The organism is Leptolyngbya sp. DQ-M1 (genome assembly GCF_039962505.1).
Taxonomy (GTDB): domain Bacteria; phylum Cyanobacteriota; class Cyanobacteriia; order Leptolyngbyales; family Leptolyngbyaceae; genus Leptolyngbya.
This window is the reverse complement of the sequence record NZ_JAMPLJ010000004.1, coordinates 321107-347933: the sequence shown is the minus strand read 5'-3', so window position 1 is coordinate 347933 and position 26827 is coordinate 321107. Positions and strand designations below refer to the sequence as shown.

The 26827-nt window shown below is 48.3% G+C and carries 26 protein-coding genes and 1 pseudogene; 18 read left to right on the top strand and 9 right to left on the bottom strand.

Translation table 11 applies throughout. The annotated features are described in order from the left end of the window. Positions 1-14: 14 nt before the first annotated feature. Positions 15-2123: a TIGR00300 family protein gene (locus NC981_RS14925; protein WP_348243675.1), complete on the bottom strand. Its 2109-nt coding sequence runs from the start codon at positions 2121-2123 to the stop codon at positions 15-17. 471 nt (positions 2124-2594) lie between these two features. Continuing rightward, on the bottom strand, positions 2595-4517 hold the full coding sequence (gene ftsH, locus NC981_RS14920; RefSeq protein WP_348243947.1) for an ATP-dependent zinc metalloprotease FtsH: 1923 nt from the start codon (positions 4515-4517) through the stop codon (positions 2595-2597). 179 nt (positions 4518-4696) lie between these two features. Here ftsH and NC981_RS14915 point away from each other — a divergent pair, with 179 nt between their 5' ends. From NC981_RS14915 to NC981_RS14885, 7 genes and pseudogenes are all read left to right on the top strand, one after another. Then, a complete protein-coding gene (locus tag NC981_RS14915) occupies positions 4697-4966 on the top strand; it encodes a BrnT family toxin (protein WP_348243674.1) in 270 nt (89 codons plus the stop codon). Continuing rightward, complete coding sequence (locus tag NC981_RS14910; protein ID WP_348243673.1) at positions 4947-5453, top strand: hypothetical protein; 507 nt, start codon at positions 4947-4949, stop codon at positions 5451-5453. Before NC981_RS14915 ends, NC981_RS14910 begins: the two co-directional genes overlap by 20 nt. A 369-nt stretch (positions 5454-5822) precedes the next feature. Beyond that, a pseudogene (locus NC981_RS14905) lies at positions 5823-6462 on the top strand (Uma2 family endonuclease). Between the two features lie 94 nt (positions 6463-6556). Then, positions 6557-9178, top strand: coding sequence for an alanine--tRNA ligase (gene alaS, locus NC981_RS14900; protein ID WP_348243672.1), 2622 nt, complete (start codon positions 6557-6559; stop codon positions 9176-9178). Positions 9179-9272: 94 nt separating this feature from the next. Continuing rightward, a complete protein-coding gene (locus NC981_RS14895; protein ID WP_348243671.1) occupies positions 9273-9497 on the top strand; it encodes a hypothetical protein in 225 nt (74 codons plus the stop codon). Then, positions 9494-9898: a type II toxin-antitoxin system VapC family toxin gene (locus NC981_RS14890; RefSeq protein WP_348243670.1), complete on the top strand. Its 405-nt coding sequence runs from the start codon at positions 9494-9496 to the stop codon at positions 9896-9898. Before NC981_RS14895 ends, NC981_RS14890 begins: the two co-directional genes overlap by 4 nt. 20 nt (positions 9899-9918) lie before the next feature. Next, entirely contained in the window at positions 9919-10068 is a 150-nt protein-coding gene (locus tag NC981_RS14885; RefSeq protein ID WP_348243669.1) for a hypothetical protein, read from the top strand. A gap of 98 nt (positions 10069-10166) precedes the next feature. On the opposite strand, the gene NC981_RS14880 is transcribed toward NC981_RS14885, so the two are convergent. The 4 genes from NC981_RS14880 to NC981_RS14865 form a co-directional block, all read right to left on the bottom strand. After that, a complete protein-coding gene (locus NC981_RS14880; RefSeq protein ID WP_190377730.1) occupies positions 10167-10376 on the bottom strand; it encodes an acetyltransferase in 210 nt (69 codons plus the stop codon). A gap of 62 nt (positions 10377-10438) precedes the next feature. Continuing rightward, on the bottom strand, positions 10439-10912 hold the full coding sequence (locus NC981_RS14875; RefSeq protein ID WP_348243668.1) for a CAAD domain-containing protein: 474 nt from the start codon (positions 10910-10912) through the stop codon (positions 10439-10441). Positions 10913-10923: 11 nt separating this feature from the next. Next, entirely contained in the window at positions 10924-11379 is a 456-nt protein-coding gene (locus NC981_RS14870) for a DUF2382 domain-containing protein (RefSeq protein WP_190377728.1), read from the bottom strand. 68 nt (positions 11380-11447) lie between these two features. Next, complete coding sequence (locus tag NC981_RS14865) at positions 11448-12269, bottom strand: YsnF/AvaK domain-containing protein (RefSeq protein ID WP_348243667.1); 822 nt, start codon at positions 12267-12269, stop codon at positions 11448-11450. Between the two features lie 129 nt (positions 12270-12398). On the opposite strand from NC981_RS14865, the gene NC981_RS14860 reads away from it, so the two are divergent. After that, positions 12399-13013: a Uma2 family endonuclease gene (locus NC981_RS14860; RefSeq protein ID WP_348243666.1), complete on the top strand. Its 615-nt coding sequence runs from the start codon at positions 12399-12401 to the stop codon at positions 13011-13013. Here the strand turns inward: NC981_RS14860 and NC981_RS14855 are convergent. The 3 genes from NC981_RS14855 to NC981_RS14845 all read right to left on the bottom strand — a co-directional run bounded on the left by NC981_RS14855 (position 13010) and on the right by NC981_RS14845 (position 15235). Then, positions 13010-14317: a HEAT repeat domain-containing protein gene (locus NC981_RS14855; RefSeq protein WP_348243665.1), complete on the bottom strand. Its 1308-nt coding sequence runs from the start codon at positions 14315-14317 to the stop codon at positions 13010-13012. The genes NC981_RS14860 and NC981_RS14855 overlap by 4 nt on opposite strands. 175 nt (positions 14318-14492) lie before the next feature. After that, positions 14493-14729, bottom strand: coding sequence for a hypothetical protein (locus NC981_RS14850; protein ID WP_190377725.1), 237 nt, complete (start codon positions 14727-14729; stop codon positions 14493-14495). Between the two features lie 77 nt (positions 14730-14806). Continuing rightward, positions 14807-15235, bottom strand: coding sequence for a ubiquinol-cytochrome c reductase iron-sulfur subunit (locus NC981_RS14845; RefSeq protein WP_348243664.1), 429 nt, complete (start codon positions 15233-15235; stop codon positions 14807-14809). Positions 15236-15488: 253 nt separating this feature from the next. Here NC981_RS14845 and NC981_RS14840 point away from each other — a divergent pair, with 253 nt between their 5' ends. The 10 genes from NC981_RS14840 (at position 15489) to NC981_RS14795 (ending at position 26813) form a co-directional block, all read left to right on the top strand. Continuing rightward, positions 15489-17432 carry a ferredoxin--nitrite reductase gene (locus NC981_RS14840; protein ID WP_348243663.1) on the top strand — a complete coding sequence of 648 codons (1944 nt, stop codon included), beginning with the start codon at positions 15489-15491 and terminating at the stop codon, positions 17430-17432. A gap of 76 nt (positions 17433-17508) precedes the next feature. Continuing rightward, on the top strand, positions 17509-18840 hold the full coding sequence (locus tag NC981_RS14835) for a CmpA/NrtA family ABC transporter substrate-binding protein (RefSeq protein ID WP_348243662.1): 1332 nt from the start codon (positions 17509-17511) through the stop codon (positions 18838-18840). An 87-nt stretch (positions 18841-18927) separates the two neighbouring features. Next, complete coding sequence (ntrB, locus tag NC981_RS14830; protein ID WP_348243661.1) at positions 18928-19758, top strand: nitrate ABC transporter permease; 831 nt, start codon at positions 18928-18930, stop codon at positions 19756-19758. 22 nt (positions 19759-19780) lie between these two features. Then, positions 19781-21790, top strand: coding sequence for a nitrate ABC transporter ATP-binding protein (locus NC981_RS14825; protein WP_348243660.1), 2010 nt, complete (start codon positions 19781-19783; stop codon positions 21788-21790). Between the two features lie 60 nt (positions 21791-21850). Continuing rightward, positions 21851-22687: a nitrate ABC transporter ATP-binding protein gene (locus NC981_RS14820; RefSeq protein WP_190377719.1), complete on the top strand. Its 837-nt coding sequence runs from the start codon at positions 21851-21853 to the stop codon at positions 22685-22687. A 246-nt stretch (positions 22688-22933) separates the two neighbouring features. Next, positions 22934-23179 (top strand): DUF1830 domain-containing protein, encoded by a 246-nt coding sequence (locus NC981_RS14815; RefSeq protein ID WP_348243659.1) that lies wholly within the window; start codon positions 22934-22936, stop codon positions 23177-23179. A 17-nt stretch (positions 23180-23196) separates the two neighbouring features. Next, complete coding sequence (locus NC981_RS14810; protein ID WP_348243658.1) at positions 23197-25422, top strand: nitrate reductase; 2226 nt, start codon at positions 23197-23199, stop codon at positions 25420-25422. A gap of 129 nt (positions 25423-25551) precedes the next feature. Further along, positions 25552-26016 carry a phosphate-starvation-inducible PsiE family protein gene (locus NC981_RS14805; protein WP_348243657.1) on the top strand — a complete coding sequence of 155 codons (465 nt, stop codon included), beginning with the start codon at positions 25552-25554 and terminating at the stop codon, positions 26014-26016. Positions 26017-26027: 11 nt separating this feature from the next. Next, entirely contained in the window at positions 26028-26486 is a 459-nt protein-coding gene (locus NC981_RS14800) for a nitrate reductase associated protein (RefSeq protein WP_348243656.1), read from the top strand. 63 nt (positions 26487-26549) lie between these two features. After that, entirely contained in the window at positions 26550-26813 is a 264-nt protein-coding gene (locus NC981_RS14795; protein ID WP_348243655.1) for a MarC family protein, read from the top strand. Positions 26814-26827: the final 14 nt, after the last annotated feature.

The window sequence follows — 26827 nt, the reverse complement described above, 5'->3', positions numbered from 1 at the left end:
GCGATAGTTCACACCTAAACTTTCTCAGCAATCTGATACGGATTGGTTAGTTTCTCAAGCTGTTGAATCAACAAGCTTAGGAACAATCCTACATCTGTCACCACGCCAACCGATTCGATCGAACCTCGATCGCTCAGCTTCGTCACTACGGCTGGATTAATATCCACACAGACCATCTTCACACCAGAAGGAGTCATGTTCCCAACTCCGATCGAGTGCAGCATCGAAGACAGCATCAAAATCATGTCTGCCCCTTCAATCAAACGAGCATAATCCTGCTGTGCTTCGAGCAAATCCATTTTCGTATCGGGTAACGGGCCATCATCTCGGATTGATCCCGCTAACGAGAACGGGATGTTATTACGAACGCACTCATAGAGAATACCGTTCTTGAGAACACCTGCTTCAACCGTTTTGGCAATGCTACCGTAACGGCGCACCATGTTAATCACCTTCAAGTGATGGCGATGTCCACCCCGCACTGAAACGCCGCGCTTCATATCCACCCCGAGCGACGTTCCTAGCAGCGATTGTTCCATGTCGTGAACCGCGATCGCATTTCCACCCAAAAGCGCTTGAACATAGCCTTCCCGAATCAGTTTCGCTAGATGTTCACCACCGCCTGTATGAATCACAACAGGCCCTGCTGTCACAACTACACGACCGCCTTGGTCTCGAATTTGCCGCAGTTCCCAAGCGATTTGCTCGACGACTAATTCAACCCGCCGTTCGCTCGATACACCTGCACCCATAAAGCTGAATTCCTGAGTGTTGCGTTGTTCACGCGAGGATGACTTACGGATTGTGCGAATGCCTTCGACTCCGACCACGACACGATCGCTCGTCGTCAAATCTCGCAGCAATTTACATTGTGCGGATTGACCATCCGGAGAAACCGCGATCGCGCCGTCCATGCGTTGACGATCGACTTTTACCCATTCGCCGTTGACTCGAACTTCAGTTGGGTAAATCGTGGTCACATAGAAATCATCGGGCGCAACGCCATTTTGAATGACAGGTTCAAGCTCGGCATCACAGACTTCTTGAGGACGCGGCAATGCACCCAGATCAATCAACTGCGACATAATCGTTTCCATCACTTCATGCGATGGAGCCGTGACTTTCACTTCTGCCGATGAGGTACTTTGACGCTGAGTCCCTAAGTTGAAGTTCAAGACTTGGAAGCTACCGCCTGCTTCGACAATGATATCGAGCGTGCGATTGATCACACCCGAATCGAGCAAGTGACCATCAAGTTGCACAACTCGGCTTTCGATCGTCGCACTCGCATGGAGTTCCACACGGACGGGTTCTGTCACGCGCAACGTTAAGCATTTCGCGGCACCCCCGGCTTTGAGAAATTCGGTTAGCGGGGTTTCTAGTACCTGAAATCCTGCATCTGCCAAGCGCTGTTTCAGGTCGGCGCTGGCTTTGTTCATGATCACAATGTGATCCACGTTTACCGCATTACAAGCAAAGTTGACGGCATCTGGCTCAGAGATTGCAATGCGCTTTTCAGCCGGAACCCGCATTTCGATCAACCGATTAGAATACGCATCAAACGCAGGTGGATAGTACAGCAGATAGCCATTGTTCAACGGGCAGAAGCAAGTATCGAGATGATAAAACCGATCGTCCATTAATCGCAGCGATAGCACCTCGACATCGAGCCATTTTGCTAAATAAGGATGCGAATCGAGTTCTGACCGAAAGCCATATCCCGCCCAAAGCCAGCGACCTTCGCGATCGAACAGTGCATCGCCCGCGCCTTCAAACGGCAATTCTGGCGGCAGTTCGTGAACCGTAAAGCCATTCTCCTCAAACCACGCTTTGAAATACGGTTCTTCGCCTTGGCGCTCTTTGTGGTAGAAGCGACTGAGAACAGCAGTTTCACCGAGAACTAAGCCTGCATTTGCTGTGAACACCATGTCTGGAACGCCTTTCTGAGGCGGCACCAAATCAACGATCGCGTGTTCCTTGATCAAGTGATGCAGTCCTTGCCATTGCTCCACCGCGCGATCACGTGAAGACTTGTGAATGTTGCCTTCCATCCACGGATTAATCACATAATCCACATCGTAATGGTCAGGCGCACACATCAGAATCCGAATCGAGGAGGTCATAGAAAAATCTGGGTAATGGGATAATCTAGGCAATCTACAAGAGTGAACGTGAGTTTGATCCGCGAAGTTGTATCGGTCAATACGGAAGCTCTAGGACACGGTTCGTGTTAGAAAGCGTGAATCCAATCCATTCTATGAACAAAAGGGAGTGGTTCTCGACAAATTTTAGGGAATAGTTTGAAAGGCGTTATTCACAAATCAAACCACATCAAATTGGGATACAAAAAATTGGGATACAAAAAACCCAGTGGCGCGACACCACTGGGCTGGTAGCTGTGAAAGTTGATACTCTCTAATGAAATGACTTATGCGCTAATCATCGCAGCGCCGATGCAATTCCTCATCTGTAGAATCACCGAAATCTGGTCTGCAAAACGCTGGAAGCTTCGAGAATCATGTCAGAGAATCCGTATTCACACGGTATATTTTTGTGCTGCGTTTGAAGATGATTAGAAGTTTTTCGATCGTTCATTATGCAACGGCGTGCAACTCTGTCGCATTTTGAGTAACCTTACCCGTCTTTAACCAAGCTTCTAGTTCAGCAGGCGGTTGTACTCGACTTAACTCAGCCCGCAATGCTTCACCTTCAAGCACTTCTCGCTCCAGCAAGGATTGAGATAGTTCTTCCAGCAGCGATCGATTGTTCTTCAGAATCGCTAAGGCAATGTGATGCGCGTTATCGACGATCGCTTTGACTTCGCGATCGATTTCTTCAGTCACTTTCGCGCTGATCTGACGACGCGAGGGAGCGTATCCTTCGATGAACTGCTGCTGCATTTTCTCAAAGGCAACCGGGCCTAACTCCTCGCTCATGCCGTAGATAGTCACAGTACGTTCTGCAAGATCCGTGGCTTTTTGAATGTCGTCACTGGCTCCGGTTGAAACCTTACCGAAAATGACTTCTTCTGCCGATCGACCGCCCAGCAAAGTGGCAATCCGTCCCCGAATTTCGTCTTCTGCCATGAGGAAGCGATCTTCTTCTGGTAATTGCAGCGTGTAGCCTAATGCACCTACACCACGCGGGACGATCGAGATTTTCTCAACCTTACCCGCACCGGGCATCAATACCCCAATCAGCGCGTGTCCCACTTCATGATGGGCGACAATCTTCTTCTCAGTTTCGTTCAGGATGCGCGATCTCTTCTCAAGTCCTGCGATCACACGCTCGATCGCCTCATTGAAGTCTGCCATCACCACAGAATCGCGATTGTTTCGAGCCGCAAGCAGCGCTGCTTCATTCACCAAGTTGGCTAAGTCTGCACCTGCAAATCCGGGAGTGCGAACCGCGATCGTTGAAAGATCAACATCGCTTGCTAATTTGACGTTGCGAGCGTGAACATTGAGAATCGCTTCACGCCCAATCTTGTCAGGACGATCGACGACTACTTGACGATCGAACCGTCCAGGACGACGCAGCGCTGGATCTAACACTTCTGGGCGGTTGGTTGCTGCCAGCAGAATCACACCCGTATTCGCATCAAAGCCATCCATCTCAGTCAGCAACTGGTTTAGCGTTTGTTCGCGTTCATCGTTGCCACCGGCGAAGTTTCCAGAACCGCGAGACTTACCAAGCGCATCTAACTCATCGATAAACACGATACAAGGCGCTTGTTGTTTCGCTTGTTCAAACAAGTCACGAACGCGAGAAGCACCAACCCCGACGAATAGTTCAATAAACTCAGAACCTGAGATCGAGAAGAATGGAACCCCTGCTTCTCCAGCGATCGCTTTGGCTAACATCGTTTTCCCGGTTCCAGGAGGCCCAACCAGCAAGACTCCTTTCGGGATCTTTGCCCCTAAGCGTGAATATTTCTCCGCATTCTTGAGAAAATCAACAATCTCTTGCAGTTCGGCTTTAGCTTCGTCTACCCCTGCCACATCAGTAAACTTAACGCCCGTTGTGCCTTCTGAGTAGATGCGGGCTTTACTTTTTCCAACGGTAAGCGCTGCGGCTCCGCCTCCTTGACGGTTAATAAAGAAGCTGTAGATTCCAAAGAAAATCAGCGGCGGTAACACCCAGCTAAAAATTGTACCAATCCAGCTGTAAGGACTTGGCGTAGGCGCGCTAAATTCAACATTGTTATCGCGCAGAATCTTCGGCAAATCGAGGTCGATCGCCACCGGAGCTGTGGTATACACCGGAGCACGAGTCCCATCCTGAGCAGGCTGTGTTGACTTCAGTGTAAATTCAATTTTGTCGTTTCCAATAATTGCCCGATCGACATTGCCTGATCGCACTTGAGAGACGAAATCACTATAAGCAACTTGCTGAGATTGTGAACTAAAGCTTGGCACCACAAAATTCAGCAGTAATAGTAACGCAAATACAATCAGCAATCCGCCTCCGAACTGCCGAGGGCGCTGAGTGCGCTTATTGTTTGTTTCTACTGGCATTGCGGATTTATCCCGAATCGTTTTCTCCATTGTAGAAAATGCACTGCGATCGCTCCCGTCAGGACGCTCTGCCAAAAGGTAAGGATTTCCGTACTTTATCTGTTGTTATTGTTTCAAAATTCGAGGAAACGGCTGTTTTCTGTATGATTGAAGAATGATGGCTAGAGGAGTTCGGTTTTTTGGAGTTTGAGTTTGACCCCAATAAGAGTGCGGCTAATCAAGTTAAACATGGAATCGACTTCAATCAAGCTCAACGGTTATGGACAGATTCGGAGCGCGTTGAGATCCCAGCCAGAACAGAAGATGAACAACGATTCCTTGTCATTGGTAAAATCTCTCAGCAATATTGGGCAGCAGTCATAACATATCGAGCCGAAATGGTACGGATCATTTCCGTTCGACGTGCAAGAGATAGCGAGGTAGAACTTTATGAAAGCAGAAGAATTTGATAAACGGTTTGACAACGCCGAAGATATCATCGAGTTTTTAGACCTGTCAAAAGCATCACGTCCAGGATTAGGACAGAGATCAGTAAGAATTGACTTTCCAGACTGGATGGTTCAAGGAATCGATCAAGAAGCAAAGCGCTTAGGCTTAGATCCGTCAGACAATCCGCTCAAAGGGTTGTCTGACGCGATCGAGGAACACATGACAAAGCTTGGGGCTGAGGATGTGAAAGAGTACGCGATCGCATTCTTTAAGTCTTTCCACTACGCGATCGATCACCCTGACATCCCAATTTTTGAGACGGGCATCGAGATGATTTTGAACGATCGGGTTTTGCCAGATATTGACAGCGCTGTTTTTGCAGTGACGATGAGCTATCTGGCAAAAAGCCTGAAAGACAAAAAATATAACGGCGATGTCGGTGTTATGCTTGCCGAACTTTTGACGGGAAAAATTTCGCAAGCTCCGGCAAGAGAACCAGTGGAATGACGCATTCTTCTCTGCCGCAGTAATATCGCACTCTGTCGATCGCGAATCGTTCTGGGTGCTGCTGGATGCAACAGGCGATCGTTGGATGCAATTCTCTGACTAGGGTTGTGCTCGTCCCCGGTGAATCGCATTTAATCTGAAATGTGCGGTTTGAAATTGTTAACGGTAATCTGTCTAAAAGTTGTGATTTGTCCCCAATCGTTTCGAGTAAAAATTGGATCTCAAATTCCTGCCAGTCAGTCAATCGCTTCTAAAAATCTGGGTTGCAGGCAAATTAAGACAAGATTCGCCGTCCTCTCAGTATTGAGTTGAATGATTGAGGCTTTAATGACAGCTTTACACCATTAAAAATATTAAGATTCAACCTTTATGCTTTTAGAACTAAAGCGAATTGAGGTTCCACCAGGGCAACGAGTGTTGTTACAAGAGGTTTCATGGGAAGAATTTGAGCAAATTTTAGAAGAATTGGGCGATCGACGCTCCACTCGAATTGCTTATGACAACGGAACGCTAGAGACTATGACCCCACTTCCTGAACACGAAGGTGACAAAGAGATTATCGGAGATCTAATCAAAGCGTTATTAGAAGAACTGGACATTGAATTTCTGACATTAGGTTCAACGACTTTTAAGAATCAAGGAATGCTGAAAGGAATTGCACCCGCTCAGTGTTTCTACATTCAGAACGAGTCCAAAATTCGAGGCAAGAAGCGTCTAGATTTGAGTGTTGATCCACCCTCCGATCTCGCGCTTGAAATTGATTTAACGTCTCGGACGCATCCAGCATTTATCAAGCGCTAGGAGTTCCGGAGCTATGGCGATTTGAAAAAGGAAAACTTCAAATCAATGTGTTGCGAAACGGTCAGTAGAAGTTTCAGAGCGAGGAGATATTTTTGCAAATCTATCGATCGCACAAGTCATTCCACACTACCGAGAGCAAAGCGACATCATTGGCAGAAATGCAGCTTTGAAAGCATTTCGACAGTGGATTAGGCAACAGCTTGCTTAATTGGGGCGACCCATAGAAGTTTTGCCAGCCAAATTCGTCAACCTGCGGCAAGATAAGATAAATAACGCACTTGATTGAAATTTTCTGGACTTCAATGGCTACTCCTCTTAGCGGCGCTCAAATTCGGCAGACATTTCTTGATTTTTTCGCACAGCGCGGTCATCAACCGCTACCCAGCGCGTCGCTTGTGCCTGAAGATCCAACTGTGTTATTGACGATCGCCGGAATGCTGCCGTTTAAGCCGATTTTTCTCGGTCAGCGTCAGGCTGAATTTCCTCGCGCTACGACTTCGCAGAAATGTATCCGCACGAATGATATCGAGAATGTGGGACGCACCGCTCGACATCATACGTTTTTTGAGATGTTGGGAAATTTCAGCTTTGGTGATTATTTTAAGTCACAGGCGATCGCGTGGGCTTGGGAGCTTTCGACGAAAACGTATGGTTTGCCGCCAGAGCGCATCATCGTGAGTGTGTTCGAGGAAGATGATGAAGCGTTTGCCATCTGGCGCGACGAGATCGGGATTCCGGCGCATCGGATTCAGCGCATGGGTGCAAAGGATAACTTCTGGAATTCAGGTCCCACAGGTCCTTGCGGTCCTTGTTCTGAATTGTATTACGATTTTCATCCGGAACTCGGAGATGATCACATCGATCTAGAAGATGACACACGCTTCATCGAGTATTACAACCTGGTGTTTATGCAGTACAACCAGGACATCGACGGCAACTTAACACCGCTTCAGAACAAGAACATTGATACCGGAATGGGTCTGGAGCGGATGGCACAGATTCTCCAGCAAGTGCCGAACAACTATGAAACGGATTTAATTTTTCCGATCGTTCAAACCGCTGCAAAGATTGCTGGAATCGATTACGCGATCTCAGATGAATCGACCAAAGTCTCGCTGAAAGTGATTGGCGATCATGTTCGCGCTGTCGTTCACATGATTGCAGATGGCATCATTGCCTCGAATGAAGGACGGGGCTATGTGCTGCGACGATTGATTCGCCGGGTAGTGCGTCATGGACGTTTAATCGGAATCAATCAAGATTTCACGCCTGATGTTGCAGAAACTGCGATCGCACTGGCTGAATCGGCTTACCCGAATGTGCGAATGAAAGAAACCGTGATCAAGTCGGAACTGAAGATCGAAGAAGAACGGTTCCGCAAGACGCTCGATCGTGGCGAAAAGCTATTAGAAGACATCTTGAACCAAGAACAAAAGCAGATCTCTGGAAAAGATGCGTTTGAGCTATATGACACCTACGGCTTCCCGGTTGAACTTACCGAAGAAATTGCGGCTGAAAAAGGTTTAACTGTTGATATGTCGGGCTTTGAAGCTGAAATGGAAGCTCAACGCCAACGGGGACGCGATGCTCATAAAACGATCGATTTAACTGTTCAAGGAACATTAGATACGCTGGCAGAAACCCTCCAGGAAACAGAATTCTTAGGCTACAAACAACCTTCTAGCCAAGCGGAAATTCAACTGTTGTTAGTAGATGGCGAAACGGTTGAGCAAGTCGAATCTGGAACCGAAGTGCAAATCGTTCTGAACCAAACGCCGTTTTATGCAGAATCTGGGGGTCAGATTGGCGATCAAGGTTATCTGTCTGGTGAAGATTCGGTGATTCGGATCGAGGATGTGAAGAAAGAGTCAGCGTTCTTTGTTCACTTTGGACGAGTCGAGCGCGGAACGGTGCGAGTGAGCGATCGTGTCACCGCTCAGATTGATCTGTCCTGTCGTCGTCGCGCCCAAGCCAATCACTCTGCCACACACTTGCTACAAGCAGCACTGCGTAAGATTGTCGATGAAAGCATTTCGCAGGCGGGATCATTAGTTGACTTCGATCGCTTACGGTTTGACTTCAACTATTCCAAGCCCTTAACACTGGAACAACTGCAACAAGTTGAAGAACAAATTAACACCTGGATTGCAGAAGGACATCAAGCAGAAATTGCCATTATGCCGATCGCAGATGCGAAAGCAAAAGGTGCAGTCGCAATGTTTGGTGAAAAGTATGGGGATGAAGTTCGCGTGATTGATTTCCCTGGGGTTTCGATGGAGCTATGCGGCGGAACTCATGTGAGTAACACCGCAGAAATTGGGTTGTTCAAGATTGTTTCTGAGATCGGAGTTGCGGCGGGAGTTCGACGGATTGAAGCAATCTCCGGAGCATCGGTGCTGGAATATCTCAATGTTCGCGAGGCTGTTGTTAAAGAGTTAAGCGATCGCTTCAAAGTCAAACCCGAAGAGATTGCCGATCGCATTACTTCACTCCAAACCGAACTGAAGAACACTCAGAAGCAATTGGAAGCGGTGAAAGGACAGCTAGCGATCGCCAAAGCCGATCAACTGTTAGCTGAAGCTGAAACCGTTGGAGACTTCAAAATGCTGGTGGCTCAACTCGAAGGCGTTGATCCGGCTGCGCTTCAGAAAGCCGCAGAACAACTGCTGCAAAAATTAGGTGAAGGCGCGATCGTCTTGGGTTCAATTCCCGAAGCGGGTAAGGTGAGCTTTGTGGCGGCGTTTAGTCCAGCAGTCGTAAAGAAAGGACTGCAAGCGGGGAAAGTTGTCGGTGCGATCGCAAAAATCTGCGGCGGTGGCGGCGGGGGTCGTCCGAACTTGGCACAAGCAGGCGGGCGAGATACGAGCAAACTACCGGAAGCCTTGGCAGAGGCAAAGCAGCAATTGCAATCTGGCTTAATTTAGGAAATTCGCCCTACCTTCAGCAGCTGAATTCAGCTGCTGAAGGTAGGGCATCGGCTGTGCTAATGTTGAGCTATCTTTGTGCAGGAGAGTTATCATGTCTCCGATTCACCAAATCATTCTCGGAGAGTTACAAAAACTTCCACTTGAGAAACAGGGGGAAGTTTTAAATTTTATTGAATCGTTGCAACAAACAACAGAAACAAAACTTGGTCGTCCCATGCTCAGGGGTATTTGGGCAAACGTAGAAGAAATTACAGAAGAGGACATTGCAGAGGTGCGACAAGAAGTGTGGAGCAACTTTTCAAGAGAGATTGAATGAGTTCAGTTGTTGCAGACACCCATACAATCATTTGGTATCTTCGCAATTCGTCTAAGCTTTCAGTAGTTGCACGCGAAACGCTGGATCGAGCAATTCAAGCGGGTGATTTAATCTACATTTCAGCAATTTCATTCGTAGAAATAGTTTATCTGGTTGAAAAAGGAAGGATTCCTAATGCAGATTTTACTAACCTTCTGAAGCTTACCTCAGACTTTTCGATAGGAATTGCGATCGCACCGCTGAACCTAGAAGTCGCAATAGCGATACAGCAAATTCCGAGAGAGACAGTCCCCGAAATGCCTGATCGCATTATTGCAGCAACAGCTTTCTCGCTAAATCTGCCGCTGATTACCTGTGATCACAAGGTTCAAGCTTTGGCAAACGTTCAGACGGTCTGGTAGTTTCTCAATTCAATTTATCGATGCTTGCTTTCGTTGATGGCGGCGGTAACGAGCTAGACAAGCTTCTAAATCAGTGCAAGACTCAGCATCAGTGCTTAAATCTCCCTGACGATGACACAGTTCTAGGCAGTGTTGTGGCGATCGTGGTTGCGGTTGACGCATTTCTTTGAATAGTAAAAAACAGTCGCGAAACATCTCTTATTAAAGGTGTAAACAACAAAAAACAGATCTCCAACAGCTTAAGAATGTTAGAGATCTTTAACCGTACCTAATTATTGCGATAGTTCGCATCCAGCCAGCAGCGGGGTAATGCCTCACCAGAAGGAAACACTAAAGCAGTTTTGGTATACTTTTCTGGGTCTTGCTCTTCTTGCCCTGCTTGATCGCGGGCAGGAACCATCTCTTCGTTTGGATCAATCAAAAGCTTCACATCCAGAACTTCGAGTAAGTTACCCGTTTCTTTTTCTTGCAGCAACATACAAAGCCTTCCTTGCGACACTGTGATTAGAATAAAGAACAATCAACGAATCGAAATTCCTCCTAAGACAGAGTTTCGTCAGGATTAATCGCATTCTTGAAGTCATCGGCGATCGGCTGTGCTGCTCCAATTACATCTTGCTTCATGCCATCCATCATCTGCGAAAGCTCTTCGCGAGTTTCAACTTTCAACAGGTAGCGGTTCACAAACCAAACCGTGTAACCGATTCCAACCAGTTCTAACAGCCCGCTAATGATTGGAAGGCTCGTCACAAAGCCAATGACTCCGAAGATAAGATTCAGCGCAAACAAGGAGACTAGAATCGCACCAAGCACATAGACGATCGGCTTATACTCTTGCCAGAATGCCGAAATGTACTTCATTGGATCACTGAAAAAGTCTTCGATCTGAGCGCGATCGCGCTCCCACGCAGCAAGCCGACGCGCTTCGATCATCTCTTGCTCAGTCATTTGCTCAGCCGTTGTAGGCGTGGACTCAATAGCAGAGCTAGATGGCATTTCAATTTGAGTAGTCATGTTAGTTTCCTCTAGGATTTACGACAGCGATCGAACCAGGCTTGATAGGTTTCTTTGTGTTTCGAGTCTTTGAGCGTGATTTCGATCCGAATTTCGGCACAGTTATGATCGGGAGTCCGGGCGATCGCGTCGAGCAGATCACTCACTGTTTTAGGTGAATCGAACTCACCCTGAATCGTGTTACCGTTCGCGATCGCGGTTCCGTTCGTGTGCTCTTTGCCATTAATTTGGCTCTGACCCAGATCGATTTCTGCAATCCGCTCGTAAGTCGGGTCAACCCGCTCAACAATCAATTTTTCTCGTCGAACAGGAACCTCAACAATTCGAGTCTCGATCTCTTTGCGGACAACAATTTCGCCAACTTTACGCTTATCAGAACGAACAACTAACCGTTCTTCTAACAGTTGAATAACTTCTTCAGGGGTAAGAACCTCAGAAGTCAGGGATTCATCAGCTTGGGGGATCATAGCGGCAGGATGAAGAATAAAGGATCGAAGGATGAAAGGTAACTTTCATCCTTCAGCAGTCATTGAGATTAGAGTTTCTTCTCGACGATCGGAGTACCATCGACATTGAGATCAACCTCTTCGCGGCGGATTTGATCTTCTGCGGTGACAACATCGTGATCGACAACCTTCTTCACGCGCACTTCTTCACGCACAAAGGCTTCTTTCTGGATGTCGGCTACTTCTTCGTAAACTTCGACTCGCGCCACTTCACCTTCATGAAAATCAGCTTCACCCACAGTCACAGGCATTCCTCCCATCACCGGAGTCCGTTCAATGACGACGCGCTCTTTCTCGATTGGCACAGAAACACGAGCGGTTTCAGTCTCGGTATGCTTACCGACGGTCACTTCACCCGTTTTTTGGCGAGTCTTGCTAGCAATCAAGCGCTCTTGGTAGAGACGTAAGGTTTGATCATTGTCCAATCCATAGAGATCCGGATCGCGATCGTAGCCATAGCTTGAGCGATCGTAGGTCATGTCTGCACTCATTGCAGCGGTTGTCGGGCGATACACTCCCCGAACTTGTTCTTCATGGTCATAATCGATCAATCGCTCTGGATCGTAGGTCGGTAAACTTTCCACTTGAGCCTTGGTCAGACTGTTTGCATAAACCCGATGATCGGGATATGCAATGCGCCCTTGCGCGATCGGCATCAAGACTTTTTTGCCCAAGATCCACAACCCCGTGTTGATCACGAGATAGCGAAACGATCCATCATCATCAACTAGAACATCATCGACTGAGCCGACCTTTTCGTTACCAGAATACACATCAAATCCAATGACATCATTGTTATCGAAGTGTGTGCGGTAGTCAGGGTCAAAATCCTTAATCTTATGAAGAGCCATAGCAGTATTTCATGGTTAATTGTGAATTATTTCTACAATAGAAACCAAAGCGATTGGCGACATCATTCTTTTGGAGCGTCAAATCAAGCCAAAAGCAGTAGTTTTTGAACGGCTTCGGCAGAAATCTATGTGAGAATCAAGAAAACGATCGCCACCGTTTATTTTATGGCTCAAGTTTTATCAAAAGACCTTGATCAACAATTGGTGATTCAAGGAACCTGGGAGCATTTCAAGCACATCCAACAAGGATTTGCAGAAACGCCAGGAGTAAAGCTGTCTTATTACAAGGGAACGATCGAGATCCTTATGCCCGGACTAGACCACGAACGTTTTTCCTGCATTATCAATTATCTAGTCTCAACATTCCTGCTGAAGCAAGGAGTTTGGTTTCAGATGACTGGCTCAGTAACACAAGAGCGGAAACGAGAAGTTTCTGCTCAAGCAGACGAATCTTTTTGTCTGGGCAGATTGAAGCCGATTCCTGACTTATCTATTGCAGTTGTCTTCACCAGTGGCGGCGTGAATAAATTGGCGAAGTATCGGGCGTTGGGTGTACCTGAAGTGTGGTTCTGGGAGGATGGCGTTCTAAAGCTTTATCACCTGCGCGAAGAAGGCTATCACCAGATCGATCGTAGCGAACTACCAGGACTCGATCGCTTGGATATCAATCTATTGCAGCGCTGTATTTTAATCGCTGAAACCGACTTTGTAGAAGCAGTACAAACCTTTCAACAATCGATTTAAAAGCTCCATTCTCGAAGCGCGATCGCAATTCCTTGTCCTAGCCTGGACTCTTCTGGCTCAACTTTGGCAAGTCGCTTCAATTGTTGATGAGCTAACTCTGCGTTCAGTGTTTTCAATGCCGAAATCGCATGAAACCGTACACTATCCTCTGCATCTGCTAAGAGTGCTATCAGAGGACTTAAAGCTTCCACATTGCCTAACTGTCCTAAAGAAAGCGCGATCGCTTGTCGAGTCACAGCGGAACGCAAAAGCGGCAAAACATTTAACAGAATTCCGGTTGCTTGAAACTTTAGGGTGTCTGAGTCAATCCGCCCCATCGATTGAATAATTTCGAGTTGAATCGCCTCCGGCAGCGCCAACTGTAACAACGCATCTTCTAAGTAATTCAAAGATTCAGGCAGTTTCATCCAGCTTAATGCACGCACTAGCTCGATCGCTAAATTTTTTGGAGTATGCGGCGATCTCAAAGTCTCGTATAGTGCCCTTGCTGCTTCAGAAGTTCCCCGTCTGCCAAGCGAGATCGCAGCTTGCCGACACACCTCAAGATTCAAGTCCAGCAGCATCGGGCGAAGATAGATCACTAAATTTGGGTAATCTTGACAAAACCCTAATCCAGCGACCGCAGCTAATCTAACCTGTGTGACTGGATCTTGCAGTGCATCAATGAGAACAGTCACAACCTCAGGTGCATGAAAACTACTGAGCGCTTCGATCGCAATGGCGCGAACCTGAGCGTTTGAATCATGAACCACCTGCATCAACAATGGAACCGTTTCCGATCGCCGAATCTGTCCCAACGCTTGAACGGCAAACAGTCGCGTAGAAACTTCTACCAGCAATGGCTCTAACATCGGAACAGCAGATTTTCCCATGCTGGCTAACACTGAAACTGCCATCGAATTTAATTCCTGACTCTGGGAATTTTTTAGCAGTTCAATCAAAGCCTCAAGCACTTGTGGATGCTTAAAGCTGCCTAAAATACGAACCGCAAACCATTGTGCTTCTAACTCCGCTTCTTCATCGTTTAATAGTTCAATTAAGGGTGCGATCGCATCCGTCCCAAAGCTTGGAAAGAGTTTACCAATCTCCCAGCGCTCCTGAAAACTGCCGCCTTCTAGCACCTGCATTGCTAAGTCGAGCAGCACAGTCGTAGTGTTTGGATTGCAGAATAACGATCGTTCAGTCTCACCCAGTTCATCGTTTAAGAGAATCTGCTGCAATCTGTAGGTCAACTGTCCCCAGTCCTGCTGATTTGCTGCGGACTGAGCCTGCTCTAAAATCTCGGAATAGCTTAAGTTCTGCACAATTTTTGCCTGCCGTTCTGATCACACATCAGCATTTATCGTCTGATGTTACTGTGCCACAGAAGTCGGCGATCGTCTTGGCAGTCATTGACAAAAACGCATCAATTGATTGCAATGTTTACATGAGTGCGGTAGAGCATCAATCCCTACCGCACTCATTGTTTTAGATTCTGTTTTACATTTTACCGTTTTGCATCACTTGTTGAAGATGATGACGGATTTCTTGAGCCGTTTGCATGTCTGCGTCTCTCAGCTTGCGGAATAGTTCAGCACAGGGCTGAGACTGCATTTGTTCTGCGTCTTTGATGTACGTTTCGTATGCTTTTACCGCTTCTGCCTTATTTTGCAACGCTGTGAGCAAGTCATACTCAAGGTTACTAATGGCTTCATTCCGAATTGCAGCCTGAGTCATAAGCCAAACCTCCAATGATTTAGGTCTGATTTAACAGTGGATCAATGCCGATCGACCTTCCTCTATCCAAAAGCGCATTAACCTAATTTCACTTGAACATTCTGTCCATCTATCTGAACCGGATAAGTCTCTAACGGTTTCGCGGCTGGTTCTTTTTGCACTGTACCGTCCGCAGCAAATGCCGCGCCATGACAGGGACAGACGAACGATTTACGCTCTTTACTCCAACCGACCAAGCAGCCCTGATGGGTGCAAGTCGAATTGACTGCAATCAGCGTTTTTGGATCAGATGGACTGCGAATCACCACGATCGGAGCCGGGGACTCGGTTTGTAGGAAACCTTTGGCATCGAGTTCTGCGATCGTTCCCACCGTCTCAAATCTCTTAGCGTTTGCTTGCTCATTGCCCCGCCCCGTGCAAGCCGCAAGAAACGCAGTCAATCCGGCTGGAACTCGACTCATCAGCCAACCCACTCCAGCCCACGATAAAAATGTTCGACGACGCATCGCGTTCTCCTTTTCCTCTTTGTTCTAAGGTACGGTGGCGAACCTCTTTCTAGGGGCAGATGACGAAAACGAATAGCCATTATGCAAAAACGTCATATTACGACATACTTTGTAACAACAGCTACGAATTTTCTCTCTTATCCCGCTTACCTTTACTGCATGGTCAACGTCGCATCCAAAGACATCGAATTGGGGAGACGAAACGATCAGACTTGTGTTCGCTCTGGAACACCTTTATCTATAGGCTCAATCCATGACAGACACCCTTGCATCTGCGCCCACTCAGAATAAGTTTGAAAAACTCAAAGCAGAGAAAGACGGTCTTGCGGTGAAAGCAGAGCTAGAGCAGTTCGCTCATCTCGGCTGGGAAGCAATGGATGAAACCGATCGCGATTATCGCTTGAAATGGCTGGGCGTATTTTTCCGCCCCGTTACCCCTGGCAAATTCATGTTACGGATGCGAATTCCGAATGGAATTTTGACCAGTGGGCAAACGCGAGTGTTAGGAGAAATCCTACAGCGTTATGGCGATGACGGCAATGCGGACATCACCACGCGCCAGAATATTCAACTGCGCGGCATTCGGATCGAAGATTTACCGGAAATCTTCCGCAAGTTCGATCAGGCTGGATTAACGAGCGTTCAGTCCGGGATGGATAACGTTCGCAACATCACCGGATCGCCCGTCGCTGGGATTGATGCGGATGAGTTGATCGACACCCGCGGACTGGTGCGAAAAGTGCAGGATATGATCACGAACAATGGTCGTGGCAATCCGAGCTTTAGCAATCTGCCGCGTAAGTTCAACATTGCGATCGCGGGCTGTCGCGATAACTCGGTTCATGCAGAAATCAATGACATCGCGTTTGTGCCTGCTTACAAAGAGGGGACGCTCGGCTTTAATGTCTTAGTCGGTGGCTTCTTCTCAGCAAAGCGCTGCGATGCAGCGATTCCCTTAAATGCCTGGGTTGATCCGCGTGATGTCGTCGCCGTTTGTGAAGCGATTTTGACCGTGTATCGTGATTTGGGCTTGCGATCAAATCGACAGAAAGCCCGCTTAATGTGGCTGATTGATGATTTGGGTCTCGATGCCTTTCGCGAAGCCGTGGAAAACCGCTTAGGCTACAAATTCACGCCTGCTGCTCTGAAAGATGAGATTCTTTGGGACAAACGCGATCACATCGGCATTCATGCTCAAAAACAGCCGGGACTTAACTATGTCGGATTGCACGTTCCCGTGGGACGATTATTCGCTCAAGACTTGTTTGATTTGGCTCGAATTGCAGAAGTTTACGGCAGCGGCGAAGTTCGCTTTACCGTGGAACAGAATGTAATCATTCCCAATGTTCCAGACTCTCGCGTTTCGGCATTGCTGAGAGAGCCGATCGTCAAACGGTTTTCGATCGAGCCGCAAAATCTCTCCCGCGCTTTAGTTTCTTGCACAGGCGCACAGTTTTGTAACTTTGCTCTGATTGAAACCAAAAATCGTGCAGTCGCTTTGATGCAAGAACTCGAACAAGAATTGCACTGTCCGCGTCCGGTGCGAATTCACTGGACAGGCTGTCCGAACTCTTGTGGACAACCGCAGGTGGCAGACATCGGACTGATGGGTACAAAAGTTCGCAAAGACGGTCGCACCGTGGAAGGTGTGGATCTCTACATGGGTGGCAAAGTTGGCAAACACGCTGAGCTTGGAACCTGTGTGAGAAAAAGCATTCCCTGTGAAGACCTTAAGCCGATTTTGCAAGAGATCTTAATTGAGCAGTTTGGCGCACGTCCTTGGTCAGAGTTGCCCGAATCCACCCGACTTGCTCAAACGGCATGGATTACCCTCGATCGACCCGCAACCGAAACGCCCAACGGTCAATCGACAACCGAAGACTTTGAGTATGTTCTCAGTTCTCCCATGGTCGTGCCAACGCCAGTGGTAACACCCGCTACCGTAAGTTTCGTTCGGTCAGGTAAAGATGTAACCTGTACTCAAAATGACTTCATTCTTGATGTTGCCGATCAGGCAGAGGTTGCGATCGATAGCTCTTGCCGCTCTGGAACCTGCGGTAGCTGCAAATGCACCCTACTCGAAGGTGAAGTTAGCTACGACGGTGAACCGGATGCACTAGACGAGCGCGATCGAGCTGCCGGAAAGATCCTAACTTGCATTGCTCGTCCCGTCGATCGCATCGTTCTCGATGCCTAAGTTTGTTCGCCCTTACACATCAGCACTTGCTGTGCTTTCCCTTTTATTCCCAGTACACTTTCTCTAACCATCATCCATGTCTAATCTTTCAAGACGTAAGTTTCTCTTGACCGCAAGTGCTTCCGCAGCAGGTACGCTGATTATCAATGGTTGCAGCACAGGCTTGAATAAAAGTGCTTCGAGCAGTTCATCTACGACGAATGCGGCTCCTGCTGTGAACGTAAGTGCAGCAGATGCACCAGAAACGACCACCGCTAAACTTGGCTTTATCGCGCTGACGGATTCGGCTCCCTTGATTGTTGCGTTGGAAAAAGGCTTCTTCGCCAAGTACGGCATGAAAGATGTGTCTGTCGCCAAGCAGACTTCCTGGGCAGTGGTGCGCGATAACTTAGAGCTAGGTGCCGAAAGAGGCGGCATTGATGGATCTCACATTCTGTCTCCGATTCCCTACTTCATGACCACCGGGAAGATCACCAAAGGCAATACGCCAGTGCCGATGAGCATTCTGGCGCGGATGAACACCAACGGTCAGGGCATATCGATCGCCAGCGACTACGCAAACCTCAATCTCGGTGCGGATAGTACGCCGCTGAAGGCAAAAGTCGATGAGATGAAAGCTTCAGGCAGAAAGTTCAAGTGTGCGGTGACTTTCCCGGGTGGAAACCATGATTTAATTATGCGCTATTGGTTAGCAGCAGGTGGGATCAATCCCGAAACCGATGTCGAAATCGTGGTAGTTCCGCCGCCTCAGATGGTTGCGAATATGCAAACCAAGACGATGGATTCTTTCTGTGTGGGTGAACCGTGGAACGATCGCTTAGTCAACAAAAAACTCGGCTACAACGCGATCACGACCGGAGAATTCTGGAAAGACCACCCCGAAAAAGCGTTTGCAATGCGGAAAGATTGGGTCGATAAGAATCCGAAAGCTGCCAAAGCCTTGTTGATGGCAGTTCAAGAAGCGCAGATGTGGTGCGACAAGGACGAAAACAAAGAGGAAATGTGTCGTATCATCTCGGCTGAAAAGTATGTTAATGCTCCAGTCGAGGACATTCTAGAGCGGATGAAAGGGAACTTCGACTTTGGCAATGGTCGGACACTGCAAAATAGTCCCTTGTTGATGAAGTTCTGGCGCGACCAAGCTTCATATCCGTTCAAGAGTCATGATCTGTGGTTTGTTACCGAGAATATGCGCTGGGGCAAGTTTGAAGCCAGCACCGATGCGAAAGCATTAGTTGATCAGGTCAACCGAGAAGATCTTTGGAAAGAAGCGGCAAAAGCGATCGGACAAGAAGCCGTGATTCCGAAAGAGACTTCGCGTGGAGTCGAAACCTTCTTCAACAACGTCACCTTCGATCCGGCAAATCCCAAAGCTTACCTCGATAGCTTGAAGATCAAAGTCGCGTAAGTGAGTTCAGCCTGAAGGGTTAGCCAACTGGTTAGTCAACTAGCCCTTCACAGTTCACCGTCATCCTCATCAACTATCTCTTCTGCCATGACTATCAACCCGTCTCTTCGTCCCGCTCGATCGTCCAAGTTCTCAAAAGCGCTGAAAAATTACGGCAATAATTTGATTCCGGTAATTGTCTGTGTCATGGCTGCATTAACGGTCTGGCAACTGCTGTGCATGAGTCCGGACTCACAAATGCCAGGCCCGATCAAGGTGATTCAACAAACCTGGATATTAGTGCTTGATCCCTTCTCGGTCGGGGAAGCGGGTACAGGAGTTGGTTTTCTGCTATTGGCAAGTTTGCAGCGTGTTCTAATTGGATATATGCTGGCGGCTGTGGCTGGGATTGCTATCGGTGTTTTGCTTGGAGTCAGCCAATTTATGCGAACGGGTGTTGATCCGATCGTTCAAGTTCTGCGAACGATTCCGCCGCTGGCGTGGTTGCCGATCGCGCTGGGTATCTTTCGTGATAGTCGCCCTGCGGGTATCTTTTTGATCTTCATCACCGCAATTTGGCCGATCGTAATCAATACGGCTCTCGGCGTACAGCAAATTCCGCAGGACTATAACAACGTGGCTAAGGTACTGAAGCTGTCAGGCAAAGAGTATTTTTTTAGCATTCTGGTGCCTTCGACTGTTCCTTATGTGTTTGGCGGTTTGAGGATTGGGATTGGGTTGGCGTGGTTGGCGATCGTGGCGGCAGAAATGATGACACCCGGCGATGGTATCGGGTTTCAGATCTGGGATGCCTACAACTCCGGCGGCGATCTAGGCATGAGTAAAACGATTATCTATGTTTTCTCGACGGGTCTTGTGGGTCTAGCGCTCGATCGTCTGGTTGGTTGGATTGGCTCACGCATTACTTCGGATCACTAAACCCTTCACCCCATTGCTGCATATGTCTGTTTTTCTAGAAGTTGACCACGTTGATAAGGTTTTCCCGCTCAAGGATGGCGGTGAATACATTGCGCTCAAAAACATCGAACTCAAGATCAAACAAGGCGAGTTCATTTCATTCATCGGACACTCTGGCTGTGGTAAGTCCACGCTGCTGAATATCATTGCGGGACTCGATCAAGCATCCACAGGCGGTGTAATTCTCGAAGGGCGACAAGTCACAGAGCCAGGACCCGATCGCATGATGGTGTTCCAGAACTATTCGCTCTTACCCTGGAAGACAGTCCGCGAGAACATTGCATTAGCAGTCGATAAGGTGATGAAAGATGCACCAAAATCGGAGCGGCAAAGTGTAGTTGAACATCACATTAATATGGTAGGACTGCGCCATGCAGCCGACAAAAAGCCGAAAGAACTATCCGGAGGGATGAAACAGAGAGTTGCGATCGCTCGCGCTCTGGCAATTCGTCCGAAGCTGCTCTTACTCGATGAACCCTTTGGAGCATTAGACGCATTAACGAGAGGCAATCTACAACAGCAGTTAATGTCGATCGCACAGGAGAACAATGTCACCTGCGTTATGGTGACCCATGATGTCGATGAAGCTTTGCTGCTCTCCGATCGCATTGTGATGTTAACGAACGGCCCGGAAGCTCACATCGGACAAATTCTATCGGTGCCGATTCCCCGTCCGCGTAATCGTTTAGAAGTAGTGAATCATCCCAGCTACTATGCGTTACGCAATGAGATGATCTACTTCCTCAATCAGCAGAAACGGGCGAAGAAACGCCAAGTCAAAGAACGAGTGTCGATCGCCCGCAATGGCTTAGAGAAGGTCAATCTCGAAATCGGTTTTGTTCCCCTCACAGACTGTGCACCGCTCGTGGTTGCACAAGAAAAAGGCTTCTTCAAGAAGCACGGGCTAGAACAAGTCACACTCAGCCGCGAACCAAGCTGGAAAGCGATTTCGGAAGGCATTCGCACCGGACGACTCGATGCAGCGCAAATGGTAGCAGCGATGCCGTTAGCCATGACGTTGGGCTATGGAGGTCATGCCCCTCAGCCGGTCGTGACTGCACTGGTGACATCGCGCAATGGAAATTCGATTACGCTGAAAAAATCTTTCTTGGAGCAAGGAGTCCGATCGCTCTCTGACTTCAAACGCTTCCTCGAAGAGACGCAAGATCGCGCTCATACTTTGGGTGTGGTTTATCCGACTTCAATGCACAATCTGATGCTGCGCTATTGGTTAGCATCCGGGGGCATTGATCCCGATCGAGATCTAGCCATCACCATTGTTCCACCACCGCAAATGGTTTCTAACTTAGTGGCAGGCAACATTGATGGTTACTGTGCGGGCGAACCCTGGAACTCTCGCGCTGTCAAAGAAGGATCAGGCTATGTGATTGCAACCGATTTAGATATCTGGCAAGGACATCCTGAGAAAGTGCTAGGCGTGCGCGAAGATTGGACACATCAACACCCAGAGACGCACAATGCTCTAGTCAAAGCTCTGCTCGAAGCGTGTGAATACTGTGACGATCGTAGAAACCGCGAAGAAATTCTCAGTCTGCTAGCGCGCCCTCAATACGTGGGTGCAGCCGCAGAATACGCCCGCCCTGGATTCATTGATGCTTACGACAAGGGCACAGGCGAAACCCCAGCCAATCTCCTCCGCTTTAATCAGTTCCATGTGGACAATGCGAACTGTCCCGGTCGCGTTGAAGGACTCTGGATTCTAACTCAGCTTGCCAGATGGGGCATTACTCCCTTCCCGCGTAACTGGATCGAAGTCACCGATCGCGTCCGTCGCGTCGATCTCTATGGTCGTGCTGCCCGTGAAGTTGGCTTCCCGGACAATGAAGGTGATCGTAGTTCCTTCTCCCTTTTCGATGGCAAAGTGTTTAATCCTGATGATCCGATCGGCTACCTTAACAGCCTAGAAATCCATCGCGAGATTCGCATCGAAGAAGTCAACCTTGATGCAGTCGAATCTCCGATCGCAGCCTAAACTTCAAGGATCAGAAACCTTCTGATCCTCTATTCTTCTCACTCCTCTACTCCCCACCTTATGCAAATTCTCTCCGCTCAAACCTCTCAAACCGAAGCTCTCGCCGTCGCTCCTTTTGTCGAGATTGACGGAGTTTCCAAGGTCTACCCGAAAAAAGATGGTGGCGAAGCTGTCATTCTTCAAGATGTGAATCTGACTGTTGCTGAAGGTGAGTTCGTCTGTGTCATTGGTCACTCCGGCTGCGGTAAGTCTACCCTGCTGGACATGGTTTCAGGGTTTGGTCAGCCTACTACGGGCGAAGTGCGCGTTGAGGGTAAACGAGTGCTGCAACCGGGGCCTGATCGCATGGTCGTGTTCCAAAACTACTCGCTTTTGCCTTGGAAAACTGCATTCGAGAACATTTATCTCGCGGTAAATGCAGTCTATCCAGAGAAGTCTAAAGCAGATAAAACCGAGATTGTGCATCAGCACTTAGCAATGGTTGGACTCGAAGAAGCAGCCAACAAAAAGCCAGGACAGCTATCGGGAGGCATGAAGCAAAGAGTCTCGATCGCTCGCGCCCTTGCGATCTATCCACAAGTGCTGATTCTGGATGAACCGTTTGGTGCGCTCGATGCCATCACTAAAGAAGAACTGCAAGAAGAACTGCTGCAAATCTGGTCACAGCACAAAGTTACAGTGCTGATGATTACGCATGATATTGATGAAGCCTTGTTTCTTGCCGATCGCGTAGTGATGATGACTAACGGGCCTGCGGCAAACATCGGCGAAATCATGACTGTCCCATTTGCTCGTCCCCGCGATCGAGCGGCACTAATGGAAGACCCGCAGTATTACACCCTGCGGAACCAGGCACTTGACTTTCTATTTGGTCGCTATGCTCACGATGATGAGTAAACGTTGACAAAGCGGATCGTACCGAACACATCCTCAGCTTTGTTCGGTACGATCGCAATCAGATGCGCTTGTAGCGGTCGGATTTAATCTTGAAGAAGTGTCAGCTCGTAACTGATAACACAGTTCAACTCGAAGCACCCCAATCAGAATGAACTGAGACTTGAAGGCTCTATCTCTCACTGTTGGCTTTGTGGGATTCATGGTTCGGATTTGTTTTCTTTCAGGGCTGGCTCCCCCCTTGATTTCATGACTCCAATCTTGTGCTACTACATCAACTCAACTAGACAGCTTCAGCAAATCCGGTTACAAAACAATCCTGATTTATCCCTCGATCGCATTGTATTCCCTGGGGAAAAACTTATTTTTGAAGCCTTACCCGAAGAACTGCTAGAAATTTATATGTTTACTGCAACCGGATTGCAATTGCTGCAAACGATCGCTTGTCCGCACCTTCAAGTCCTTCAGCGTCCGCCAGCAGAACTTGAGACATAACAGGGAGAGAACCATTTATGGCTGAACCAACTAAAACGCTCTGCCCCTACTGTGGGGTTGGCTGCGGCTTAGAGGTGCTGCCGCCTGCCTTGCCGGGTAAAGCCATCAACCGCGCCTCAGATGGAACACCGATTTGGAATGTGCGCGGCGATCGCGCTCATGCTTCCAGTCAAGGATTAGTCTGTGTCAAAGGAGCAACGATCGCAGAATCCCTCCACAAAGATCGCCTGCGCTATCCGATGCTGCGGGATTCACTAGATGAGCCGTTTCGACGGGTGACTTGGGAAGAGGCGCTTTCTAAGATTGTCGATCGCATTCGTTTAGTGAAGTTTACGCAGGGCGTAGATGCGATCGCGATGTATGGATCGGGACAGTTCCAGACTGAGGATTACTACATCGCGCAGAAGCTAATGAAAGGCTGTCTCGGTACCAATAACTTTGATGCGAATTCCCGATTGTGTATGTCTTCGGCAGTTGCGGGATATCTTCAAAGCTTTGGCTCAGATGGCCCGCCCTGCTGTTATGAAGACTTAGAGCAGACCGATTGTGCGTTTCTAATTGGAACGAATACGGCAGAATGCCATCCGATCGTCTTTAACCGCTTTCGTCGCTACCACAAGAAAAATCGCGATGTGAAGCTTGTGGTTGTAGATCCTCGTCGGACTGAAACTGCTGAAGTGGCTGATCTGCATCTGGCAATCAATCCCGGTACGGACATCGACTTGATGTATGGCTTAGCTCACTTATTGCTGCGCTGGGGAGATATCGATCCGGCATTTATTGATGCCCACACGAACGGGTTCGAAGACTTCAAAGAAGTGATTCGCCACTATCCGCCCGATGTCGTATCTGTTCGGTGTGGCATTGCTGAAGTGGATTTGCTCACGGCTGCACATTATTGGAGCCAATCGAAGCGGGTGCTGTCCATGTGGTCGATGGGGATCAATCAGTCTTCAGAAGGCACAGCAAAGGTGCGATCGATTATTAATCTTCACTTGCTCACCGGACAGATTGGCAAACCAGGAGCAGGCCCCTTCTCACTCACCGGACAACCGAATGCAATGGGAGGACGGGAAGCAGGTGGCTTGTCTCATTTGTTGCCGGGATATCGATCGGTCATGAACGCCGAACATCGCGCCGAACTTGAGCAGCTCTGGCAGCTTCCTTCAGGTGCAATCTCGCCGCATCCCGGTCGCACAGCTTGGGAGATGATCACAGGGCTGGAAACCGGGGAAATTGGGATGCTCTGGGTAGCAGCAACAAATCCAGCCGTAAGTATGCCAGATTTGGAGCGGACAAAAGCGGCGCTGCGTCGATCGCCTTTCACGGTGTATCAAGAGTGCTACTATCCAACCGAGATGGCAGACTATGCTCATGTGTTGCTACCGACAACACAATGGAGCGAAAAAACGGGAGTCATGACCAATTCTGAACGGCGCGTGACGTTGTGTCCTCAGTTTCGGGTTGCTCCGGGTGAAGCGCGAACCGATTGGGAAATTTTTGCAGAAGTTGGACGACGATTGGGCTATCGCAAGCAGTTTGCGTTTAACTATTCGGCTGAAGTCTATGCGGAATTTGTGCGGATTACCCGCGATCGACCTTGTGATCAATCCGGATTGAGTCATACTTTCTTACGCGAAATGGGCGCAACGCAATGGCCTTTTTCCAACAAAGCCGAACCAACTCCACAAAAAACCGAAAACGCGAAACGCCTTTATACCGATTTGAAGTTTCACACTGCTGATGGCAAGGCACGGTTCTCTAACGTCTACTCGCGTGGATTAGCAGAACCGCCCGATGACACCTATCCGTTTGTGTTAACGACAGGTCGATTGTATGGACATTGGCACACTCAGAGCCGCACCGGACGAATCGAGAAAATTCGCCAGATGTATCCGAATCCATTCATTGAGATTCATCCCAAGGATGCAGATCAGTTAGGCATCGAAGCTGAGGAATGGATTGAAGTGCGATCGCGGCGAGGAAAAGCAAGATTTCCGGCCAAGATCACAAAAGCGATTCCGCCGGGAACGGTGTTTGTGCCGATGCACTGGGGCGCATTGTGGGCAGAGCAATCCGAAGCGAATGCGTTAACGCATGAAGTCGCTTGTCCAGACTCGAAGCAACCCGAACTGAAAGCCTGTGCGGTTCAATTGATTCCGATCGCAGAGATCGATGGCTCCGATTGTGAAAGCGACACCAGCGAGTCAACGCAAGCTACACTTCTTGCCTCTGCTTCTTAGCGGTTTCTTCAAGTATAGATTCTACCTAATTGTTGTTGATAGAATCCGCGATGTAACAAAGCACATGATTCTCTTTACGGCGATCGCCGTGACTCGGTATGCTCTCAGCAGTAGAGGTGGTAGGTATTTATGCGGCGATCCCTGTGGAAATCCTTGCGTGAGGGACTGAGAGACGATAATTTTCTCGGTTTCCTCGAACGAATTGAAGGCTGGGTTTCCAAGATCCTGTCGATCATGATGCTGCTGGTGATTTTTTTATCAGTGTTTCAACTCGGCAGAGTGCTGTTTGTTGAACTCACCTCGATTTCACCGAATGACAACTCGACCAGAGTTCTGTTTACAATTTTTGGTTTGTTTTTGAATGTTCTGATCGCGTTTGAGATTCTAGAAAACATTACCGCTTACTTGAAAAAGCACGTCATTCAAGTCGAGTTGGTCATTGTGACTTCACTGATTGCCGTGGCTCGAAAGATCATCATTCTCGATTTAGAGAAAACGGCTGGACTCGATTTAATTGCGCTGGCAGCCGCGATTCTTGCCCTTTCGGTTAGCTATTGGCTGGTTCGCAAAGTTCCCCCAAGAAATCATCATTAAGGAAGCGATCGATGAGTCCTTTTTTTCAGTTTGAATCTGATTTTGTTGATTCGCTCCGCTGCATTCCAATGATTGTGCGATACAAGTTAGATACTTGTGGTGTCAAACTAAAGTTACATCAGTGGAATAAGTTTAGTGAATCCGATCGACAACAGACCGTTGATGCACCTTGCAGCACAGAAGATGAAGTTCGCAAGTACAAAGAATTATTACACCAGCTAATCGAGCAGCGTACAGGAGAGACAGCAACGGACTTAGCGATCGACGAGAATCCCTCGTGGAATGATGCGGTCAATATTCCTGAAAGCGTGATTCAACAAGCTGAAAGAGTTGGCGTGAGGATTACACCCAAGCAATGGGAATCGCTCACACCAATTCAACGGTTTGTATTGATTAAGTTAAGTCGATCGTCGCATGAGAACGCGAATTTTCTACCTGCTGTGAAGGAGTTTCAGTTGATTCCGGTGTGAACTCTAACCACGCTTGGTAAAGCACTAAACGATTTCTTGACTTGTGGGTGACGATCGAACCGATTGGAACGGTCGTTCTTTTTGCGGCGTTATCAACACATCTATCGCCAACGCAACGTCGCGCTCAAGGCTGTTATTTACTCCACAAGCATTCTATTGGGGTCGATTGTGGTAGGACAAGCAATTCTGGCAGCAATGGATATTCAGTTGATTTCTTTGCAGGTTGCAGGGGGGGTGATCTTGCTTTTATTTGCCTTGCAGATGGTTTTTGGACTGGCTGTCGAACTGATTATGCAGGCAATTGGTGTTCAACGGTGGCTTAATTAACCATCCCAAGCAAT

Excerpts from the sequence above, each read along its gene's own strand:
- ftsH (WP_348243947.1), bottom strand. The coding sequence starts at position 4,517 with ATGCCAGTAGAAACAAACAATAAGCGCACTCAGCGCCCTCGGCAGTTC.
- NC981_RS14845 (WP_348243664.1), bottom strand. The coding sequence starts at position 15,235 with ATGCGTCGTCGAACATTTTTATCGTGGGCTGGAGTGGGTTGGCTGATG.
- NC981_RS14825 (WP_348243660.1), top strand. The coding sequence starts at position 19,781 with ATGTCTGTTTTTCTAGAAGTTGACCACGTTGATAAGGTTTTCCCGCTC.
- NC981_RS14870 (WP_190377728.1), bottom strand. The coding sequence starts at position 11,379 with ATGATCCCCCAAGCTGATGAATCCCTGACTTCTGAGGTTCTTACCCCT.
- NC981_RS14835 (WP_348243662.1), top strand. The coding sequence starts at position 17,509 with ATGTCTAATCTTTCAAGACGTAAGTTTCTCTTGACCGCAAGTGCTTCC.
- NC981_RS14820 (WP_190377719.1), top strand. The coding sequence starts at position 21,851 with ATGCAAATTCTCTCCGCTCAAACCTCTCAAACCGAAGCTCTCGCCGTC.
- NC981_RS14875 (WP_348243668.1), bottom strand. The coding sequence starts at position 10,912 with ATGACTACTCAAATTGAAATGCCATCTAGCTCTGCTATTGAGTCCACG.
- NC981_RS14885 (WP_348243669.1), top strand. The coding sequence starts at position 9,919 with ATGCTTGCTTTCGTTGATGGCGGCGGTAACGAGCTAGACAAGCTTCTA.
- NC981_RS14805 (WP_348243657.1), top strand. The coding sequence starts at position 25,552 with ATGCGGCGATCCCTGTGGAAATCCTTGCGTGAGGGACTGAGAGACGAT.
- NC981_RS14880 (WP_190377730.1), bottom strand. The coding sequence starts at position 10,376 with ATGTTGCTGCAAGAAAAAGAAACGGGTAACTTACTCGAAGTTCTGGAT.
- NC981_RS14910 (WP_348243673.1), top strand. The coding sequence starts at position 4,947 with ATGAAAGCAGAAGAATTTGATAAACGGTTTGACAACGCCGAAGATATC.
- NC981_RS14810 (WP_348243658.1), top strand. The coding sequence starts at position 23,197 with ATGGCTGAACCAACTAAAACGCTCTGCCCCTACTGTGGGGTTGGCTGC.
- alaS (WP_348243672.1), top strand. The coding sequence starts at position 6,557 with ATGGCTACTCCTCTTAGCGGCGCTCAAATTCGGCAGACATTTCTTGAT.
- NC981_RS14925 (WP_348243675.1), bottom strand. The coding sequence starts at position 2,123 with ATGACCTCCTCGATTCGGATTCTGATGTGTGCGCCTGACCATTACGAT.
- NC981_RS14890 (WP_348243670.1), top strand. The coding sequence starts at position 9,494 with ATGAGTTCAGTTGTTGCAGACACCCATACAATCATTTGGTATCTTCGC.
- NC981_RS14815 (WP_348243659.1), top strand. The coding sequence starts at position 22,934 with ATGACTCCAATCTTGTGCTACTACATCAACTCAACTAGACAGCTTCAG.
- NC981_RS14865 (WP_348243667.1), bottom strand. The coding sequence starts at position 12,269 with ATGGCTCTTCATAAGATTAAGGATTTTGACCCTGACTACCGCACACAC.
- NC981_RS14800 (WP_348243656.1), top strand. The coding sequence starts at position 26,028 with ATGAGTCCTTTTTTTCAGTTTGAATCTGATTTTGTTGATTCGCTCCGC.
- ntrB (WP_348243661.1), top strand. The coding sequence starts at position 18,928 with ATGACTATCAACCCGTCTCTTCGTCCCGCTCGATCGTCCAAGTTCTCA.
- NC981_RS14850 (WP_190377725.1), bottom strand. The coding sequence starts at position 14,729 with ATGACTCAGGCTGCAATTCGGAATGAAGCCATTAGTAACCTTGAGTAT.
- NC981_RS14840 (WP_348243663.1), top strand. The coding sequence starts at position 15,489 with ATGACAGACACCCTTGCATCTGCGCCCACTCAGAATAAGTTTGAAAAA.
- NC981_RS14895 (WP_348243671.1), top strand. The coding sequence starts at position 9,273 with ATGTCTCCGATTCACCAAATCATTCTCGGAGAGTTACAAAAACTTCCA.